The sequence below is a fragment of the Paenibacillus sp. CF384 genome (genome assembly GCF_900106745.1).
Lineage (GTDB): Bacteria > Bacillota > Bacilli > Paenibacillales > Paenibacillaceae > Paenibacillus_Z.
The window spans coordinates 185,489-203,023 of sequence record NZ_FNNV01000015.1 but is presented as its reverse complement, the minus strand read 5'-3'; the positions used below and the strand labels follow the sequence as shown (position 1 = coordinate 203,023).

General features: G+C 50.0%; 17 protein-coding genes. 14 read left to right on the top strand and 3 right to left on the bottom strand.

What is annotated here, in order from left to right; translation table 11 throughout:
- Positions 1–259: 259 nt before the first annotated feature.
- From rpmG to BLW29_RS22590, 6 genes are all read left to right on the top strand, one after another.
- Positions 260–409, top strand: coding sequence for a 50S ribosomal protein L33 (gene rpmG, locus BLW29_RS22615; protein ID WP_090983819.1), 150 nt, complete (start codon positions 260–262; stop codon positions 407–409).
- Between the two features lie 133 nt (positions 410–542).
- Positions 543–1,460: a CapA family protein gene (locus BLW29_RS22610; RefSeq protein WP_090983818.1), complete on the top strand. Its 918-nt coding sequence runs from the start codon at positions 543–545 to the stop codon at positions 1,458–1,460.
- Positions 1,461–1,581: 121 nt separating this feature from the next.
- Positions 1,582–3,084: an MDR family MFS transporter gene (locus BLW29_RS22605; protein WP_090983816.1), complete on the top strand. Its 1,503-nt coding sequence runs from the start codon at positions 1,582–1,584 to the stop codon at positions 3,082–3,084.
- A gap of 176 nt (positions 3,085–3,260) precedes the next feature.
- The gene (locus BLW29_RS22600) at positions 3,261–4,118 is read left to right on the top strand and encodes a LysR family transcriptional regulator (RefSeq protein WP_090983815.1); all 858 of its coding nucleotides are present in this window, start codon (positions 3,261–3,263) and stop codon (positions 4,116–4,118) included.
- A gap of 170 nt (positions 4,119–4,288) precedes the next feature.
- Positions 4,289–5,323, top strand: a complete 1,035-nt coding sequence (locus tag BLW29_RS22595; RefSeq protein ID WP_090983813.1) for an NADH:flavin oxidoreductase/NADH oxidase — start codon at positions 4,289–4,291, stop codon at positions 5,321–5,323.
- Positions 5,324–5,489: 166 nt separating this feature from the next.
- Positions 5,490–6,839, top strand: a complete 1,350-nt coding sequence (locus BLW29_RS22590) for a beta-propeller fold lactonase family protein (protein ID WP_090983811.1) — start codon at positions 5,490–5,492, stop codon at positions 6,837–6,839.
- A 71-nt stretch (positions 6,840–6,910) separates the two neighbouring features.
- Here the strand turns inward: BLW29_RS22590 and BLW29_RS22585 are convergent, their stop codons facing one another.
- Positions 6,911–7,678, bottom strand: a complete 768-nt coding sequence (locus tag BLW29_RS22585; RefSeq protein WP_090983809.1) for an alpha/beta hydrolase — start codon at positions 7,676–7,678, stop codon at positions 6,911–6,913.
- A 107-nt stretch (positions 7,679–7,785) separates the two neighbouring features.
- Here BLW29_RS22585 and BLW29_RS22580 point away from each other — a divergent pair, with 107 nt between their 5' ends.
- From BLW29_RS22580 to BLW29_RS22570, 3 genes are all read left to right on the top strand, one after another.
- Positions 7,786–8,748 carry a serine hydrolase domain-containing protein gene (locus tag BLW29_RS22580; RefSeq protein WP_177186775.1) on the top strand — a complete coding sequence of 321 codons (963 nt, stop codon included), beginning with the start codon at positions 7,786–7,788 and terminating at the stop codon, positions 8,746–8,748.
- A 65-nt stretch (positions 8,749–8,813) separates the two neighbouring features.
- A complete protein-coding gene (locus tag BLW29_RS22575) occupies positions 8,814–10,586 on the top strand; it encodes an ABC transporter ATP-binding protein (RefSeq protein WP_305728488.1) in 1,773 nt (590 codons plus the stop codon).
- Between the two features lie 73 nt (positions 10,587–10,659).
- Positions 10,660–11,460 (top strand): sugar phosphate isomerase/epimerase family protein, encoded by an 801-nt coding sequence (locus tag BLW29_RS22570; RefSeq protein WP_090983803.1) that lies wholly within the window; start codon positions 10,660–10,662, stop codon positions 11,458–11,460.
- A gap of 151 nt (positions 11,461–11,611) precedes the next feature.
- On the opposite strand, the gene BLW29_RS22565 is transcribed toward BLW29_RS22570, so the two are convergent.
- Entirely contained in the window at positions 11,612–11,767 is a 156-nt protein-coding gene (locus BLW29_RS22565; RefSeq protein WP_090983801.1) for a DUF1540 domain-containing protein, read from the bottom strand.
- Between the two features lie 136 nt (positions 11,768–11,903).
- Between BLW29_RS22565 and BLW29_RS22560 the strand changes: the two genes are divergently transcribed.
- Complete coding sequence (locus BLW29_RS22560) at positions 11,904–13,196, top strand: chloride channel protein (RefSeq protein ID WP_256208807.1); 1,293 nt, start codon at positions 11,904–11,906, stop codon at positions 13,194–13,196.
- A 30-nt stretch (positions 13,197–13,226) separates the two neighbouring features.
- Here the strand turns inward: BLW29_RS22560 and BLW29_RS22555 are convergent, their stop codons facing one another.
- Positions 13,227–13,697, bottom strand: a complete 471-nt coding sequence (locus tag BLW29_RS22555; RefSeq protein WP_090983797.1) for a C40 family peptidase — start codon at positions 13,695–13,697, stop codon at positions 13,227–13,229.
- Positions 13,698–13,943: 246 nt separating this feature from the next.
- Between BLW29_RS22555 and BLW29_RS22550 the strand changes: the two genes are divergently transcribed.
- From BLW29_RS22550 to BLW29_RS22535, 4 genes are all read left to right on the top strand, one after another.
- Positions 13,944–14,477, top strand: coding sequence for a hypothetical protein (locus BLW29_RS22550; RefSeq protein WP_090983795.1), 534 nt, complete (start codon positions 13,944–13,946; stop codon positions 14,475–14,477).
- 96 nt (positions 14,478–14,573) lie between these two features.
- The gene (locus BLW29_RS22545; RefSeq protein ID WP_090983793.1) at positions 14,574–14,897 is read left to right on the top strand and encodes a metal-sensitive transcriptional regulator; all 324 of its coding nucleotides are present in this window, start codon (positions 14,574–14,576) and stop codon (positions 14,895–14,897) included.
- A gap of 128 nt (positions 14,898–15,025) precedes the next feature.
- Complete coding sequence (locus BLW29_RS22540) at positions 15,026–17,233, top strand: heavy metal translocating P-type ATPase (protein ID WP_371264775.1); 2,208 nt, start codon at positions 15,026–15,028, stop codon at positions 17,231–17,233.
- A gap of 24 nt (positions 17,234–17,257) precedes the next feature.
- Positions 17,258–17,455 (top strand): cation transporter, encoded by a 198-nt coding sequence (locus BLW29_RS22535; protein WP_090983791.1) that lies wholly within the window; start codon positions 17,258–17,260, stop codon positions 17,453–17,455.
- Positions 17,456–17,535 lie beyond the last annotated feature (80 nt).

Below are 17,535 nucleotides of genomic sequence, written 5' to 3'. Positions count from 1 at the left end.
CGAGCTTGGAAGTTTCGGTGGGGGAGTAGCCTCCCCCACCGAAACTTCTCACACCTCGAGCTTATTCCTACTTACACAAACTTCTTGACGCTACCCCTCTGTGGTTCGTTAGAATAATTGAAGGTCTTATTACTCCCGAATAAGACCTCTACGGTTCGTTAGAGCAGCGTAAGGAATGACGAGCAGTAATTCGTCAACTTGTGATTGTCACCTAGACACCTTCATTCATAACTTATGGATAAAGGAAGGTGATGAGAGCATGCGCGTAATTATTACGATGGCATGTACGGAATGCGGGACACGCAACTACATGACGACCAAGAGCAAGAAGAACAATCCGCAGCGACTCGAGCTTCGCAAGTATTGCCCGACGCATAAGAAGGTAACGCTGCATAGAGAAACCAGATAAATAGCAGACCATCCGCGGTTTCACGAACTGCGGATTTTTTCTGCCCAATTCCGTATCTAGGATGGCCCAACTTGCAGGCGGATCGCTTGTCCGTCGAATAAGGTGGTGTAACGTGAGAGGAGTAGGTGATGGAATGAGAATTACTATCGCGGCTGTCGGGGATCTGTTGATGAAGAAGAAGATGATCGCCTCAGCCCAGCGAGTAGGCGGATTCGCGCCGATTTTTGCCAAAGTAAAGCCGTATCTTCGTAATGCACATTTAACGATAGGGAATCTGGAGACGACCTTCTCCGGTTCCACTTTCCGCCCGGCGCGCGGCAAATTGTTGTTTAGCTCCCCGGATAAATTCGCGGCTACGCTTCGAAACTTGGGTTTCAATGTCTTAGGCACAGCCAACAACCACTGTATGGATGGGAAAGTCTCCGGTATGAAGCGGACATTAAACATCCTCGATCGTCATGGTATTCGACACACAGGCACAAGTCGTTCTGCTCAAGAAGCACGCAGACGGCTGATTGTGAACGTTAAAGGAATCCGAATCGGCATATTGGCCTATACGAAAGGAACAAATGGGATCGCGGTGCCACAAACATGGATGGTCAACCGACTTCAACGGAAGAAGATGATAGCGGACGTACGGAGCTTAAAACGCAAAACGGATTTGATCATCGCTTGCCTCCATTTCGGTAAAGAATTTCGATCTTATCCCGACCGTGGCCAAATTCGTCTCATGGAACTGCTATTTAGAAACGGTGTGAATGTAGTGCTAGGAGCGCATCCCCATGTGCTGCATCCCATCAAAATGTCCAAGATAAAGGACATCGACGGACAGATCAGAAATCGGGTAGCTGCATCTTCACTCGGTAACTTCGTATCCACCGAACTCCCCCAGCATACCGCTAGGCTGCGAGGTTCGATTTTACTATTAACCATAACGAAAAATGCAAAAGGGAAGACGGATGTGGTGAAAATGTCACGTGTGGCAACCCGAATTATTCAGCCTGCAGGGAAGAATAACGTGTATCGAGTGGTGCCTGGGAAAAAAGAATAGGTGAACCTGGTAATCCATCAATAATCGTGCAGCATTGGCAGATACAACTGTGGTCTTCATCAATTATTACTGCGGGTCGCGGGAGAACCTAACCAGCAGTAGTAAAGAAGGAGGATCGATCATGTCTACACGAACACAATCGCCACCATTACCGAATAATGACGACAACTTTTCACTAAAAGCCATTCTTCCGCCGCTTATGGCCATTATTGTGGGGATGATTATGGTTATTCTCGACAGTACGGTCGTTAATAACGCCATTCCGCATCTGGTGGATTATTTCGATACGGATCTGAAGACCATCCAATGGACGGTTACCGGTTATACGCTTGCGTTGTCTGCTGTTATTCCGCTTGCGGGCTGGCTGACGGATAAATTCGGCTCCAAGCAGATCTTTCTGCTGACGATCACCTTGTTCACCATCGGTTCGCTCTTATGCGGTATTGCTCAGACGCCGGAACAACTCATTATTTATCGCGTTATCCAAGGCCTAGGCGGGGGAATGGTATCCCCGATCGGGATGGCGATGGTGTTTAAGCTTGCGCCTCCTGAACGCCGCGGATCGATAATGGGTGTATTAGGCATCCCGATGCTGATGGCGCCGGCTTTTGGCCCCGTATTGTCTGGGTGGTTGGTGGATTCAGTCAGCTGGCATTGGATCTTTATTATCAATTTGCCAATAGGCATCATTGCATTCATCCTCGGAGTTAAATACTTGCCTAAGTCCGATCGTCATAAAGCGCCGCATCTGGACGTTATCGGGATGTTCCTTGCTCCGATCGCGTTTACGATGCTTGCCTTTGGTGTGAGCGAGGGAGGAACAAGCTGGTCTTCGACGGCTACAATAACGGGACTGACAGTCGGCGGCGTTGCCTTGATCGTCTTTATATTCGTGGAACTAAGACAGGAGCAGCCACTTCTGGAACTGAAAGTATTCAAATCCTCGGACTTTACCCGTGGCATAATCTTGACTTGGATTGTGCAGCTCGCGTTGTTTGGCGCTATGCTGATCGTTCCGCTGTACCTGCAAAGCGTTAAACATTACACAGCATTAGAAACGGGCTGGATTCTGATGCCACAAGCGATTTGCGCCGGAATCGGGATGCCGATCAGTGGACGTTTATTTGATAAAATCGGGGCTAGGCCGCTTGCATTCGGTGGTTTGGCTGTCGTCTCAGCTGCGTTGTTTATTCTATCTACGGTTTCGGTTGACACCAGTCTGTGGCTAATTATCGTATCCATTTGCATGATGGGCCTTGGTATGGGCTTCTCCATGATGCCATTGAATACACATGTTCTGAATTCAGCCCCTCGGCGGTTGGTTAGCCGTGTTACACCCCTTACAACTGCTGCTCAGCAAGTTGTAGTCTCGTTTGCGGTTGCCGGTCTTACCGGTTATCTGACATCGCAAATTACTTCCCACTCAGCAAGCGCTGGGCAAGGAGCAAATCCGCTTACTGCGGTCGTGGAGGGCTATGGTGATACGTTCTTCCTGTCCGCATGTATCGCAACTGCAGGCGTCCTGCTATCGCTCATTCTTCGTAAGCCAAGACTGAAGGAAGAGGATAAATTAAGTACCGGCGATGAATCAGGGGCAGATGCGGCTATGATGATGGGGCACTAGCTGACCTTTTACTCACAAAGACCGGCAATTAGCCGGTCTTTTGCATAGGTGGACTTATAAATGGGGGAGACACTCGGTTCGAAATAATTTGATGGAGCAGAGCACACTATAACACAGTATGTACTTCCGCTAAGGTCGATCAGGAGTAACGCAACCAATAGTTATGAGGGATGAAGATGAGGATCGAATGGTTGGAGGCTTTCCAGCAGACGGCGGAAACGAAGAGCTTGACGAAAGCCAGCGAATGGTTACATATCAGTCAGCCGGCTTTAAGCAAGCAAATTCGTAATTTGGAGGATGAATTAGGGGCACAATTATTGCTGCGTTCAACCGTCGGCGTAACGTTAACGACAGCCGGCCAGATCTTGCTTGAACGAAGCAAACGTATCCTTGATGAAGTGAACGCCTTGCGCCGTGAGATTGCGCTTAGTCATGAAGAAGGGAAGTCCGTCCTCACGATCGGTTCGTGGCCAAGTATCGCAACGATCTATTTGCCCGGTCGAATTGCCGGCAATCAACAAGCTGAATCCAAATTGGAGATTAAAGTACGCGTGTTTTATAGTTTTTTTGACTTGTTATCGAATGTTGAGAACGGTACGCTCGACGCCGCTTTTTTTGACGATCGAGGCGTGAAGCACTCCTTCTACACGACACCTGCGTTTACGGAGCGGTTCTTCTTGTTTGTTCATGTAGACCACCCGAAATATGGCAACAAAGATGAAGTATTGTTTGATGAGATTCAGAATGAATCGTTTGTGATGCTGCCGGAAGGCTGCGATGTCAGGATGTTAGTCGAGCAGGAATTTACGCAAAGAGGGAAAGAGCTGAACATCGCGATCGAAATCGAACTGGGACAAAGTGTCCTTGGTTTCGTGCACGCCAACCTGGGGATTGCCATTTTACCTGAAATCTTCATCATACAGAAGAAGGATACGATAAAAGCGATTCCGATTGCTGACTTCGGGACGATACGTCAAATCTCAGTCATTACACGCGAAGAATCCGTTTGCAGGCAGCTGTTAGGTTTCATCTAGTCGCTTTCGTCATAACGTTTGGTTAGCATGGAGCAAACTTATACGAAGTACAATGGACTCATTTATAATGGTACAGTTGTATAGCCCTATCGTCGTCTTTCTCACTTTTCAATAAACCAGCGCCACTTCTGCAGAGAAGCAGTTGAGGGTATAGAGGAGCATGCGGAATCATGTACAATTTGTTTAATGACTTTCATATAAAAGGGTTGGCACTAAAAAATCGAGTCGTCATGCCTCCGATGTGCCAATATGCTGTCAGAAATAATGATGGCATCGCTACAGAATGGCATTACGTACATTACGTAAGCCGCGCGATCGGCGGAGCGGGTCTTGTCATTATCGAAATGACCGATATCGAGCCGGACGGCCGCATCACGGATTTCGATTTAGGCTTGTGGTCCGATGAGCAAATCGGTCCGCTTAAACGCATTGTTGACGCCTGTCATGAATACGGTGCGAAAGTGGGCATCCAAATCGCTCACGCCGGACGTAAAGCAGAGCATGCCGAAGTTCCCGTCGCGCCTTCAGCAATTCCATTCGACGATAAATCCAAAACGCCGAGGGCATTGACGACGGATGAAACAAAGGCAATGGTAGAGAAATTCCGTTTGACCGCCGAACGTGCGATCAAGGCCGGCGTAGACACCATCGAGATTCATGGCGCTCACGGTTATCTCATTCACCAGTTCCAATCCGCCTTCACGAATAAACGAACCGATGAATACGGCAAGGATTTGACGCTGTTCGGTTGTGAAGTCATTCATGCAGTCAAGAGCGTGATGCCGGAGAATATGCCGCTTATCATGCGCGTTTCGGCCAGAGAATACGTAGATGGCGGCTATGGTCTTGATGAAAGCATTGCATTCTCTAAGGCTTACCGCGACGCAGGCGTGGATATGTTCCATGTAAGCTCCGGAGGCGAAGGACCTATTCTTGCGCATGGCAGACCGGGAACGCATGTTGCTTACCAAGTACCGATGGCAAGAGCGATCAAGAATGCCTTGGATGTGCCTGTTATCGCCGTCGGCAGATTGGATGAGCCATCGCTGGCTAACTCTGTTATCGGCAATGAAGACGCGGATCTCGTAGCTGTCGGAAGAGGGATGCTGCGAAACCCATACTGGACGCTTGAGGCAGCTGCCGTTCTTGGCAAAGAAACGTCGATCCCCGGTGTATATGGCATGGGTTTTAAAGGTTTAAAATAATTATTAACAGGGTTGACGATGGAGCACCGTTCGCATGTGAACGGTGCTTTTCTGCGATGCAACCGAGCCTGCATAATCTACCAGCACGAGATAGTGATATGTCTCGCGCCATTTACTCTAGCATCTCATAGGATAGAGGAATGGAAGAGTAGAGGAGGCGTCCCCTTTGCCGATCTTGGACACCGGGCTGCTGATTAATCGAGAACGAAGACGAACGGCGAGCCTTAGAATTACGGTCATGAATCGCGGAAGACAGCAAGCATCGGCGGGCATTCAAGTGTATACGATTGCAACCGAAGCGGCAGCATCAATGGATTCGAAACTGGTAAACAGTGATCAAGTAGGAGGGGGGTACGGGAAGCTTGTCATGCGCAGGCTGGCTATTGTAGAGCTTCAGCCTGTCGGTTATTCAAGCGGCACGTTCACGGTCCAGCATGAGGTCAGAGAACTGGATCAATTTGGCGTTAGCATTACGGCAAACGGTCTTGCTGCCGGTGAAGTGTTTGCTACGATGGCGGAGGTGGATGACCAAGGCGAGGTGATCGCCCAGCATAATTTGCAGGTCATGTCCTCCCTCATGGATGAGATGATGCACGCTTACGTAGCTAATCATACCGGTCACACCGTGACCGTTATTCAGACGGCAACCAATACGAGAGTGGCGACGATTCCGTTCCCAATCGGCAGCAGCCCGCGTCAGCTGGACTTTACCCCGAATGGGCGAGAGGTGTTAGTAACCTGCCAAGGGGATAAAACGGTCAAAATCATCAATACGCTCACGCATAGCATCGCCGGAGAAATCACGTTCCCGGTAGGTGCGGTGCCTCTTGCGGTTGCTGTCTCGCGCAATAGCGGCAAAGCTTACGTGACGACGATGGTAGAGGATTACATCGTCGTCATTGATACGGAAACCCGTTCGCTTATGAAGCTGATTTCGCTGCCGTCGGGCAGTGATCCGGTTGCGGTAGCTATCGCGCCTGATGGACAGAAGGCGTATTGCTGTTTAATTAACAAAAGCTGTATCGCGGTCATAGATACAATCACTCATACCATTGTGTCCACAATCAAGCTCCCTCATGGAGCTAAACCGTCCGCGATTGCTTTTACACCTGATGGTGAGATCGCGTATGTTACGGATGTGCAATTTGAACGTGTTTATGCCATCCGGACTTCTTCCCAAGCCATCACGGCTACAATCAAGCTGGATACGGGCAATGATCCCCAGAAGCTTGTTATTACGCCCGATGGCGCTTTAGCTTATGTGGCGAGCCGTGGCGGCGACGAGATCGTGGTCATCAATCTGTCGCGTAATGAAATTCTTACTCGTATCGAGCTCCCGGCAGGGAGCAATACGAGCGATATCGCGATTACTGCAGATGGGTTGAAGGTATATGTAACGATCCTGACCTTTGGCTATGTTGCGGTCATCGAGGTTGCCAGTCAACTGCCGATTGCGATTCTGCCAACGGGTAGTTTCCCTTCAGGCGTTGCGATATCACCGATTCTGCTGGATTAATTGAAACGGACAAAACAAAGCCGCGGAAGGTAGGAGCATCCATGCTCCTATCCACCGCGGCTTTATTGTCCTTACTCAAGCGGCAGCCATGCCAGTACACGCTGAATGTGCGAGTCCCAATAGCCCCATTCATGTTCGCCCGGCCCTTCTTCATAGGTAAGGGGCAGCCCAAGCATCTCGGCATGTTCGCGGAACCGCAAATTGTGGCTGTATAAGAAATCCTCGGTACCGCAGCATTGAAACAGCTTCGGAATCGGTTTGCCGGATGCAGCCAGCTCCTCTGCGGCTAGGAACAAATTGTTGGGCAGCTCGTCGACCTTTTCCTGCGATCCAAAAATCAAGTTATAATCAAGGGAGACACGATCGTTTAAGTCTCTCAGGTCAAGCGCGCCTGACAGGCTTGCTGCAGCCGCGAAGGACTCCGGTTTATTAAGCGCCAGCTTGAATGCGCCATATCCGCCCATAGATAATCCCGCAACGTAATTATCTTCTCTTCGGTCCGACAGCGGGAAGAAGGAGCGAGCGATTGCCGGGAGCTCTTCACTAATAAATGTCCAATACTTGCCGCCTGATTTCATATCCGTATAGAAGCTGCGATGTACGGCAGGCATAACAACAGCGATGCCAAGTGCGGCTACATAACGCTCAATTGACGTTCGTCTAAGCCAAATCGTGTGGTCATCCGACAAGCCGTGAAGCAGGAATAAAGTCTTATGCTTCGTCTGACCGGCATGTGAAGCCATCCCGATCTGTGAAGGAGCAGCCTGTGGTAAAATAACGTTCATCGACATGGACAAGCCAAGCACTTCCGAATAGAAATCACATTGAATAAGAGCCATTCCGTTCAATACCTCCGGTTTATTCGCATTTGTAAGGATTGGACAAGCTATTCTTATTTTACATGCCGGCCTTCCATTCAGCCAGTCAGAAAGGAACTAATATACATATGGACTTACTTACGCATGCATCAAACAATAAGGAAAAATTCGATACGGATGAACTAAGAAATCATCTGGAAACTTGGAAAATAAACGATGTCGTCATCCTGCGGGGCGGCAGCCTGCTGTGGGAGTGGCATGACAAGAATGCGGACCGAGTCAGCGCGATCTACTCTTGTACGAAGAGTATTCTCTCTGCCTTAATCGGCATCGCCATCGGGCATGGTCATATTAACAGCATTGACGACCCGATTGCAGACTACTTTTCCTCGCTTGCAGCAACTAATGATCAACGCAAACGTTCCATTCGAATCAAGCATCTGCTATCCATGACATCCGGACTGGAATGGCCGGATTTCGATAAGCCGTATTGGACTATGAAGCGTGCGGACGATTGGATCTCCTTCATTCTCTCGCAGCCGATGGCGCACGAACCAGGCGAAGCTTTTGCCTATAATTCCGGCGGTTCTCATTTATTATCTGCCATTCTGACGCAAGCAACAGGAACATCAGCCTATGCTTACGCGGAGGAGCATTTATTTCACAAGCTGGGTTTTCGTAAACCGAGATGGAACAGTCATGACGGCATTTACGAAGGCGGAGCGGGACTGCATATGACGTCCAGAGACATGGCGAATTTCGGTCAGTTATACTTGCAGGGCGGGCTATGGGAGGGGGAGCAGGTTATTCCACGGAGCTGGGTCGAAACTTCAACCTCGGTTCATCATAAAGGACTGGCTCATTATGAGCCTCCGATATTCGGTGAATACGGGTACCATTGGTGGATATCGACAGAGGCGCATAATGGTGTGGTAGACTACTGCTTCGCCAAAGGCTATGGGGGACAATATATTTTCATCGTGCCGTCTTATGATCTCGTTGCTGCGATTCGCAAGGAGCCTGAGGGCAAGAGCAGTGCGATGGCAGCCAAAGAGCTGCTATTCCAGCATATCCTTCCGTTCTGTTCATAATCTGTTCAAAAACCGCTGATATGCTTAACGCGTACTACAGAATAGATACGCAGAGGAAGGAACTGATTGCAATGAAAGACCAGGCACAACCAAGCGGCGGCTGGAAACCACTGCTGCGATTGATCGGGCAAACAAGACCGTCTAAAGGACTACTAATTACGGCTATATCGATGAGTTTAATCGGGACATTAATTTCGCTTATCATACCGCTCTTTACGAAGAATCTCGTAGACGGCTTCTCGATCAGCAATCTCAGCTGGCAGCAAATAACGCTGTTCGGCGGTATCTTTGTCCTGCAGGCTCTAGCCAGCGGGTTCTCGATGTATATGCTGAATGCGATAGGGCAGCGCATCGTGGCCAACTTGCGCGACAGGCTGTGGAAGAAGCTGCTGAAGCTGCCGATTCCGTTCTATGACAATCATCGTACAGGAGAGACGATTAGCCGAATGACCAACGATACAGGCGTTGTGAAGCAGCTGATCTCTGAGAATTTAACGAATTTCTTGACGGGGATTATCTCGGTAATCGGATCGGTTGCCGTATTGTTCTATATGGATTGGCAAATGACCGCAGTTATGCTCGGCGTTATTCCGATTGCTGCTATATTCCTGGTCCCGCTTGGACGTCAGATGTATATCGTTTCAAAAGGGTTGCAAGAAGAAACCGCATCGTTCACGACTACATTAACGCAGGTTCTCTCTGAAGTCAGACTTGTGAAGTCGATGAATGCGGAGAAACGCGAATACTCGGCAGGCAGCACGAGAATCAGCAGCCTGTTCAGCTTCGGCTTGAAAGAAGCGCGAATACAAGCGATGATTGCGCCGCTCATGTTTTTCGTGATGATGATGCTGCTTGTGGTCATTATCGGTTACGGCGGCGTGCGGGTGTCCTCAGGTGCCTTGACGGCCGGCGAGCTCGTTGCCTTTATCCTGTACCTCATTCAAATTGTGATGCCGATGACGCAAATCACTTCCTTCTTCACGCAATTTAAGAAAACAGTCGGTGCGACGGAACGAATCATTACGATATTGGAAGCACCGGAAGAAGATCACGATGGGGGCAAGCCGGTTGATCGTACCGATCAAGCGATTTCCGTTCAAGATCTCAGCTTCAATTATTCGAACGGCGAGCCGGTGCTGGCTGAGCTGAATTTCCGTGTGGAGCCTGGTACGGTTACGGCAATCGTAGGGCCTAGCGGCGGCGGGAAAACAACCCTATTCTCCCTGCTGGAACGGTATTATGAGCCGACAGGCGGATCAATCAAGCTTGGCAAGGAATCCATCGACAACTACAACTTGAGGTCTTGGAGAAGCCAGTTCGGTTACGTCTCGCAGGAAAGTCCATTGATTGCCGGCACAATACGAGATAATTTGTGTTATGGCATGGATCGCGAAGTCAGCGAAGCTTCTATCGTTCATGCAGCAGAAATGGCCTACGCCCATACATTCATCAGTGAGCTGCCGAATGGTTATGATACGGAAGTCGGCGAACGCGGTATCAAGCTCTCCGGCGGACAACGTCAGCGTATTGCCATTGCCAGAGCGCTTCTGCGTGATCCGAAGATCCTCATGCTGGACGAAGCGACATCCAGTCTTGACAGTAAATCCGAGGTTGTTGTTCAGGAAGCGCTGAAGAATTTAATGGCGGGGCGTACGACGCTGGTCATTGCACACCGGTTATCGACAGTTGTAGATGCCGACCAAATTCTGTTCATTGAGAAAGGGAAGTTGACCGGAAGCGGGACGCATGATGAGCTGCTCGAAACCCATCCGTTATACTTGGAGTTTGCCACGCAGCAGCTTCGTTTGAATGAACGTGAAACCGTAGAATTAGAGTAGTCAGCGTGGACGACCACGTGTATAGTAAAGTGTGGTAATTTCAATTAGGTATAGGTCTGAGGAGGAACATGTGATGCAAACGAAGTTTCTGAAAGCATTGTGGGGAATGGAAGGCACATATCGGGATATGTTTAACCGGATTCAAGCAGCAGGTTTTGACGGTGTTGAGACACCGATGCCCGAAGCCGATCAAGAAAATGAATTCAAGGAATTGCTGGAAGAGTTCAAATTTGACTTTATCCCGCAAATCTTCACAGGCGGCGCTGATCATGCAGCCAGCTTTGCTGAGCAAGTGGAGCGCGCGGTTTCGTTTAAACCGCTCTTCGTCAACTCCCATAGCGCACGTGATCATATGACCTTCGAGCAGCAAGTCAGCTTCTTCGAACAAGCGCTTGCAGTAGAACGCGCAACCGGACTTGCGGTTGGTCATGAAACGCACCGTCAACGTGCCATGTTCACGCCATGGACAACAGCTCGTTTGCTAGAAGCGCTCCCTGAGCTCAAAATCACAGCAGACTTCAGCCACTGGACTTGCGTTTGCGAGTCCCATCTGGAAGATAACAGAGCGGATATCGAGCTTGCGATTTCCCGTACGCTTCATATTCATGCACGCGTAGGTTATGCGGAAGGACCGCAAGTACCGGATCCATCTGCACCGGAATACGCGTACGAAGTGTCATTGTTCGAAGGCTGGTGGAAAGAAATGATCCAAAGCCGTGCGGCACAAGGACATGCTGTTTCTACGGTGGTGCCTGAATTCGGACCTCCGGGTTACATGCACACACTGCCACACACGAACCAACCGGTTGCAGATCTGTGGGAAGTGAACGATTGGATCTACAAACGTTTCCGCGAAAACGTGAAAAACTGGTAGTTGTAAAAAATAATAACAAATTCCATTCTCAATGATAATTATTATCACTGTTGGCTATACTACGGTATAGAAGGAAAGGACGAGCCGCCTTCTGGTCGAGGCGGCTCGTTGTTGTTTCATCGGGTTTCGTTACACAATCGGAACAAGCAGCTTAGATTTTCGCTTCAAAGGTTTTGCAATCTGTCTCTTCGGAATTGTTTGCTTGTTTCCCGCGGTTGCTCACCACATAAATGGAAGAAGCGTTGCAATGGTTGCCTGCAGCCCAATGCTTGCAGGAATTTACTTCGCAAAGTACATCTTTCGCCATCTGAACTCACCTCCGTTCTCATTTAGGATGGTCGTTTTGGCATGCCTTTTATACCCTGGCGCAGAAGTTTATTGCCTGTATGGCTGCGAAGCGGCTATGATAGGGAGCAAATAGGCATGCAAGGGCGACGATGACAATGACGATGATCCGAAAGAGTGTCAATTGGATAATGTATAGCGCGGTAATCGGGATTGCGGTGGGCTCGGCCGCTGCTTTATTTCTAGCCGGACTCGAATATGCAACTTATCTTCAGAATTCCTTTTCTTGGCTGCTGCTGCTTCTGCCGGTTGCCGGAGCGGGAATGAGCGGCTTGTTTGTGAAATATGGGGCGAATACCGCAAAGGGCAATAATCTCATTATCGAACAAATACGCAGGCGCGATAATCATCTCGATCTATATGAACGAGTCCCGATTCGGATGGCTCCGCTCATCCTTCTGGGTACATGGATTACGCATTTATTCGGCGGTTCAGCCGGCCGAGAAGGAACTGCCGTCCAGATCGGGGGCAGCCTTGCCGATTGGTTCGGAAGGACAGTTCAAGCTGATGCGGCAGGCAGAAGAATCCTGCTGCTCTGTGGCATAAGCGCGGGGTTCGGTGCTGTCTTCGGGACGCCATGGGCAGGGGCGGTCTTTGCTCTTGAGGTCGTAATTATGGGCAGGAGGCTCGCCTATAACGCGATTTTGCCATGCTTCGTAGCAGCATTTGTTGCGAATTATACGACACTGGCTTGGGGGATTGACCATATCAAGTACAGCATGGGGAGCGATATTCCTTCAATTAGCTGGGTTGTATTGCTGAAGGTGTTGATTGCATCGATCTTGTTCGGATGGATGAGCTTAATCTTCACGGCCGCGATTCAATTCGTTAAACGAATCTCTTCGAAGCTAATTCCACTCGTCTGGATTAGAGCGTTCCTCGGAGGATTGCTCATCATTGGATTAGTCTTAGCAGCCGGTACGCGAGAGTATCTGGGGCTAAGCTTGCCGCTTCTTGTGCAATCGTTTCAGGAGCAGGTGCCGGGTGCAGCATTCCTATGGAAAACGTTGTTTACCGTGATCACGTTAGGGACAGGATACCTTGGCGGAGAAGTTACGCCGTTGTTTGTCATTGGAGCCGCACTTGGCAATGCGCTCGCTCCGCTGCTTCATTTAAGTGTCGCCTTTCTGGCCGGACTTGGGTTAATTGCAGTATTCAGCGGAGCTGCCAATGCACCGCTTGCCTGCGCTGTTCTCGGTTTAGAGTTGTTCGGTACTTCCGGAGCCGGTTATATGCTGCTGGCGTGTTTCGTCAGTTATATGTTCTCCGGACATAACGGGATTTACAGCTCGCAATTAATCGGCGTCGCGAAACCTCGCTATTATCTCAAAGTGCCTGGTTTAAGCATGCTGCAATCGAAACGAGAAAAGGGAAGAAACGCTCAGCGGTGAGCGTCTCTTCCCTTTTAAGTTCAGTTACTGCTAAGATACACGGCGTGCTGTAGCGTAGTGATCCTTCCACCAACCGGAGTTGATGCTGGAAATCATGACGCCTGGCTTACCGTAGGTGTGAATCATTTTGCCGTTGCCGATGTAGATGCCGACATGATGAATCGGTTTATAGAAGAAAACCAAATCGCCTGGCTTCAAGTTGCTTTTGCTTACATAAGAACCGACTTTGGATTGGCTCTTCGACGAACGCGGAAGCGTTGTGCCATATTTCTTAAATACGTATTTAGTAAAAGAAGAGCAATCAAAGTATCGAGTCGTCGAAGTGGAAACGCCATATTTATAAGGTGTGCCGAGATATTTTTTGGCTGTACTGATAACGTTGCTTGCTTTGGAAGCTGAAGTCGCATGAACGGGAGTAGCCTGTAATGCCAATGTACCGCCTGCAAGTAAAGAGAAACTTAATGTAATGCTCATTACCAATTTGCTGATTGTAGTTTTCATGTGTAAGTTCCCCCTGTGATGTTGTTCCCAAGTAGCGTTGATGCCTTTGCTTGGGACAAATGACCTAGGAACACTATAGCATATAAAAAATTCCCATCATTTACTTGGAAAGCGGATTCACAAGGAATGACAAGGGTTTCAGCCGAAGTATGAGAATTGCATTAGAAAATCTTCATCGAATGAATATTGACAGGCGCCGCCGAATACTATCATGGAATGACGGGGTGACAAAGGGGCGTTTGATTGATGAATTACTTCTATATCGGCAGTATGGTTGGGGTTGCAGGCATGTCCGCCTGGTCGATTATCCGTACTTATTTAAGAAGTCAGTTCATTAGCTGTATGGCCGGCATGATGATTGCAATGACGATTGGGATGATGACCAGCGTCACTGTAGGCACAATTGCAGGGGTCATGTATCCTAAGGATTTAACCTTCCCTACAGCAGCCTCGGTGCTGCTGGGGCTTGTCTGCGGTTACCTCGCAGGGAAACCGATCAGTACGATGGCTGCGCTTGACGGCATGCTCGCAGGGATTATGGGAGGCATGATGGGGGCCATGCTTGGCGTCATGATGGGCACTCATGCCGTGATGATGGTGCTGTTCGTCGATGTGTTGTACCTGTTCGTTCATCTGGTTGTTTTGCAGCTGATTCGCGAAGAATCACAGGAAGTGAATATAGAAGCGCAGGAAAGCAGTAAACAGACGCCGCTGCTGCATCCGCTGGTATTCGGGCTTGGCATATTCGTGCTTGCAGCCGTGTTTCTGTATCAAGGTTAAGCGATCGGCGTGCAGGGAAGGCGCATGAGAATGAGGTTATGTTGTATACCCCCTGGAGGTATGATATAGTGAAGGATAGGAAAAGGGGGATGTGGTATGAATCATACCGAGCATGGGCATTGCAACGATCAAGCCGGTTCTGTCCGGCGCAGTTCGCATACCGATGAAATCAAGAACAGCTTAATTACGCGTTTGAACCGAATTGAGGGTCAAATTCGCGGTTTGAAAGGGCTCATTGAGAAGGATACGTATTGCGATGATGTGCTCAATCAGATAGCCGCTGCTCAGTCGGCCTTAAACGGGGTCGGGAAGCTGCTGCTGGAGCATCACATGAATAGCTGCGTTATCGAACGCATCCAGCAGGGAGATCATGATGTCGTTAAGGAACTGCTGGTGACCATGAACAAGCTAATGAAATAACAGACCGACAGACCGGAAGAGCAGGCTGTGCGGTCTTTTTTACACCACTTGCAATACCCCCATGGGGTATGTTAAGATGATGGTGAGAACATACCCTCCAGAGGTATACGGAAGGGAGAGAGGAACCTATCGTGGCGACACAGAAGACTACTCTGCAGATCAGCGGCATGACATGCGCCTCTTGCGCATCTCGTATCGAGAAGGGTCTATCGAGACTTGAAGGTGTCACGAGTGCCAGCGTGAATTTGACGATGGAAACCGCTCGTGTGGAATATAATGAAGCTGTCATCGCCATAGGCGACGTGATGACCAAAGTAGATCAGCTTGGGTTTCATGCTGAACTACATAAAGAGATGTCGCAGCTCGGTGAACAGCGTGAAGCGGGATTGAAGCAGTTGAAGCTTCGGTTACTTGTCTCGGCGCTGCTCTCATTGCCTCTGCTGTTAGCGATGGCCGATCACTTCGCGTTTGCATCATTTCTTCACATTCCGGGCTGGTTCATGAATCCTTGGCTGCAGCTTGTTTTGGCTACACCGGTTCAATTTGTAATCGGCGCTCCGTTCTATATAGGCGCCTATAAGGCATTGCGCGGCAGAAGCGCCAACATGGATGTGTTAGTGGCAATCGGAACATCTGCGGCTTATTTCTATAGTTTGGTCGAGACGCTGGCATCCCTAGGGGATCACATGCATAGTGTTGAACTGTACTATGAAACGAGTGCGCTGCTCATCACCTTCCTGCTGCTCGGGAAGTTGCTCGAAGCGCTGGCGAAAGGTCGTTCCTCACAAGCGATTAGTGCTTTAATTGGTCTCGCACCTAAGCAAGCCGTCGTCATAAGAGAAGGAATTGAGGTTCGCCTGCCGATTGAGGAGGTACAGACCGGTGATTTAGTCGCTGTAAAGCCGGGGGAGAAGATCCCTGTCGACGGCGTTGTGCTGGAAGGAAGCTCATCCGTAGACGAGTCGATGCTAACCGGAGAGAGTTTCCCTGTTCAGAAGCAAGCGGATGATCCGCTTATCGGGGCAACGATAAACGGAAACGGCGCTCTTGTCATGAGAGCCACGAAGGTGGGCAAAGAAACCGTACTGGCTTCCATTATCCGTATCGTGGAGGAAGCGCAGGGCTCGAAAGCGCCAATCCAGCGGATTGCGGATGTTATCTCCGGCATCTTCGTCCCTATCGTGATTGGAATCGCTGCGGTCACGTTTCTGGTCTGGTACTTTGCGCTGGAGCCGGGAGCATTCCCGGAAGCGCTTCGCAAAGCGATTGCTGTGCTCGTCATTGCATGTCCTTGTGCACTCGGTCTTGCGACGCCGACCTCGATTATGGCCGGCTCTGGAAGGGCTGCTGAGCTGGGCATCTTGTTCAAAGGCGGAGAGCACCTTGAGCGAGCGCATCTCATCGATGCTGTGCTGCTCGATAAGACGGGAACCGTTACAGAAGGGAAACCGAAGCTGACGCGTTATCAGGTTGAGGCTGGTTTCCGAGAAGAAGAGCTGCTGCGACTGGTTCTTACAGCAGAGAGCAGCTCCGAGCATCCGCTTGGCGAAGCCATTGTCGCTGGTCTTCTTGAGCGGGGGATCGAGAAGGCGGCGGCCGTCGAATCATTCGCGGCGATACCCGGCTTCGGGATCGAAGCGCGCATCGAAGGGAAGGAGCTGCTTGTCGGCACTCGGCGCTTGCTAGCACAGCATCGCGTCGAGTTTGCGGATCAGTCGCAGGTTGAGGAGCTGGAGAAGGCAGGTAATACGGTTGTTCTCGCAGCTGTTGATGGCGTGTACGCAGGTTATCTTGCGGTTGCGGATCGGATCAAGCCGACATCCCGTGCGGCCGTCGAGGCGCTGCAAGCGCTTGGATTGGAAGTTGTCATGATCACAGGGGACAACGCATCAACAGCGCGGGCAATCGCGGAACAAGCAGGGATCGGTACCGTCCTTGCCGAAGTTTTACCTGAAGGCAAGGCAGAGGAAGTGAAGAAGCTTCAAGCGCGCGGACTTCGAGTAGCCATGATTGGCGATGGCATCAATGATGCGCCAGCACTCGCGACCGCTGATATCGGCATGGCCATGGGAACAGGTACAGACGTTGCCATAGAGGCTGCGGATATTACGCTGATGCGCGGCGACTTAAGCAGCATTCCCGAAGCAATCGCACTTAGCCGCCAAACCATGAGCAACATCAAGCAGAATTTATTCTGGGCGCTTGCCTATAATGCAGTCGGAATCCCGATTGCCGCAGCCGGCTGGCTCGCCCCATGGGTGGCAGGGGCTGCGATGGCGCTGAGCTCTGTTTCCGTCGTGCTCAGCGCTTTAAGACTTCAACGATTCCGCAAATAACTTTGATTAGAGGAGCGATTGCATATGACAACTACCATTCAAGTAAAGGGCATGTCCTGCCAGCATTGCGTGAACAGCATCGAGGGAGCGCTGAAGAAGAACGGCGTAGCAGCGAAGGTTGATTTGCCCGGCAACCGCGTTACTGTCGATTACGAAGTGAAATCGATCTCGCTGGACCGCATCAAAACGCTGATTGAAGATCAAGGATTCGACGTCGTGTAACGACGTTGGCGGCAATTCTTTCATCAAGGCTAATCCACGAGTTGGATTAGCCTTTTTGAGCGGAAACATGGTATGATATC

What these genes read in the sequence shown, in the direction of transcription:
- rpmG (WP_090983819.1), top strand. Translation starts at nt 260, where the DNA reads ATGCGCGTAATTATTACGATGGCATGTACGGAATGCGGGACACGCAAC.
- BLW29_RS22610 (WP_090983818.1), top strand. Translation starts at nt 543, where the DNA reads ATGAGAATTACTATCGCGGCTGTCGGGGATCTGTTGATGAAGAAGAAG.
- BLW29_RS22605 (WP_090983816.1), top strand. Translation starts at nt 1,582, where the DNA reads ATGTCTACACGAACACAATCGCCACCATTACCGAATAATGACGACAAC.
- BLW29_RS22600 (WP_090983815.1), top strand. Translation starts at nt 3,261, where the DNA reads ATGAGGATCGAATGGTTGGAGGCTTTCCAGCAGACGGCGGAAACGAAG.
- BLW29_RS22595 (WP_090983813.1), top strand. Translation starts at nt 4,289, where the DNA reads ATGTACAATTTGTTTAATGACTTTCATATAAAAGGGTTGGCACTAAAA.
- BLW29_RS22585 (WP_090983809.1), bottom strand. Translation starts at nt 7,678, where the DNA reads ATGGCTCTTATTCAATGTGATTTCTATTCGGAAGTGCTTGGCTTGTCC.
- BLW29_RS22580 (WP_177186775.1), top strand. Translation starts at nt 7,786, where the DNA reads ATGGACTTACTTACGCATGCATCAAACAATAAGGAAAAATTCGATACG.
- BLW29_RS22570 (WP_090983803.1), top strand. Translation starts at nt 10,660, where the DNA reads ATGCAAACGAAGTTTCTGAAAGCATTGTGGGGAATGGAAGGCACATAT.
- BLW29_RS22565 (WP_090983801.1), bottom strand. Translation starts at nt 11,767, where the DNA reads ATGGCGAAAGATGTACTTTGCGAAGTAAATTCCTGCAAGCATTGGGCT.
- BLW29_RS22560 (WP_256208807.1), top strand. Translation starts at nt 11,904, where the DNA reads ATGACGATGATCCGAAAGAGTGTCAATTGGATAATGTATAGCGCGGTA.
- BLW29_RS22555 (WP_090983797.1), bottom strand. Translation starts at nt 13,697, where the DNA reads ATGAAAACTACAATCAGCAAATTGGTAATGAGCATTACATTAAGTTTC.
- BLW29_RS22550 (WP_090983795.1), top strand. Translation starts at nt 13,944, where the DNA reads ATGAATTACTTCTATATCGGCAGTATGGTTGGGGTTGCAGGCATGTCC.
- BLW29_RS22545 (WP_090983793.1), top strand. Translation starts at nt 14,574, where the DNA reads ATGAATCATACCGAGCATGGGCATTGCAACGATCAAGCCGGTTCTGTC.
- BLW29_RS22535 (WP_090983791.1), top strand. Translation starts at nt 17,258, where the DNA reads ATGACAACTACCATTCAAGTAAAGGGCATGTCCTGCCAGCATTGCGTG.